The sequence below is a fragment of the Streptococcus sp. DD04 genome, assembly GCF_001578725.1.
In the GTDB taxonomy this organism is placed as follows: Bacteria; Bacillota; Bacilli; order Lactobacillales; family Streptococcaceae; genus Streptococcus; species Streptococcus sinensis.
Map to the genome: position 1 here is coordinate 1 of NZ_KQ968994.1, position 669 is coordinate 669.

At 50.8% G+C, this 669-nt stretch carries 7 tRNA genes; all 7 read right to left on the reverse strand.

Annotation, left to right across the window (positions count from 1 at the left end):
• Nucleotide 1 precedes the first annotated feature (1 nt).
• The 7 genes from STRDD04_RS10180 to STRDD04_RS10210 all read right to left on the reverse strand — a co-directional run bounded on the left by STRDD04_RS10180 (nt 2) and on the right by STRDD04_RS10210 (nt 668).
• A tRNA-Arg gene (locus STRDD04_RS10180) sits at nt 2-75 on the reverse strand.
• A 15-nt stretch (nt 76-90) separates the two neighbouring features.
• Nucleotides 91-176, reverse strand: a tRNA-Leu gene (locus STRDD04_RS10185).
• A gap of 5 nt (nt 177-181) precedes the next feature.
• Nucleotides 182-253, reverse strand: a tRNA-Gly gene (locus tag STRDD04_RS10190).
• Between the two features lie 15 nt (nt 254-268).
• A tRNA-Thr gene (locus tag STRDD04_RS10195) sits at nt 269-341 on the reverse strand.
• A 17-nt stretch (nt 342-358) separates the two neighbouring features.
• A tRNA-Leu gene (locus STRDD04_RS10200) sits at nt 359-440 on the reverse strand.
• A 5-nt stretch (nt 441-445) separates the two neighbouring features.
• Nucleotides 446-518, reverse strand: a tRNA-Lys gene (locus tag STRDD04_RS10205).
• Nucleotides 519-595: 77 nt separating this feature from the next.
• Nucleotides 596-668 (reverse strand) — tRNA-Asp (locus tag STRDD04_RS10210).
• Nucleotide 669: the final 1 nt, after the last annotated feature.

The window sequence follows — 669 nt, forward strand, 5'->3', positions numbered from 1 at the left end:
ATGCACCCTAGAGGAGTCGAACCTCTAACCGCCTGATTCGTAGTCAGGTACTCTATCCAGTTGAGCTAAGGGTGCTCTTTTAAACTCTCATGCCGAGGACCGGAATCGAACCGGTACGATCGTTGCCAATCGCAGGATTTTAAGTCCTGTGCGTCTGCCAGTTCCGCCACCCCGGCCTCAAAGCGAACGACGGGATTCGAACCCGCGACCCCCACCTTGGCAAGGTGGTGTTCTACCACTGAACTACGTTCGCATCTGTATAAAAAAATGCCGGCTACATGACTTGAACACGCGACCCTCTGATTACAAATCAGATGCTCTACCAACTGAGCTAAGCCGGCTCACTTCTATTTCTTCATGCGGGTTAAGGGACTTGAACCCCCACGCCCTAAAGCGCCAGATCCTAAATCTGGTGCGTCTGCCAATTCCGCCAAACCCGCTTATATGACCCGTACTGGGCTCGAACCAGTGACCCTTTGATTAAAAGTCAAATGCTCTACCAACTGAGCTAACGAGTCTTTATAGAGTTGTCAAATAGGACTTAAGTGACACTTAATCCATCCGCAACATTCAATTGCATTTCCTACAATTGAAACGGTCCCGACGGGAATCGAACCCGCGATCTTCGCCGTGACAGGGCGACGTGATAACCGCTACACTACGGGACCT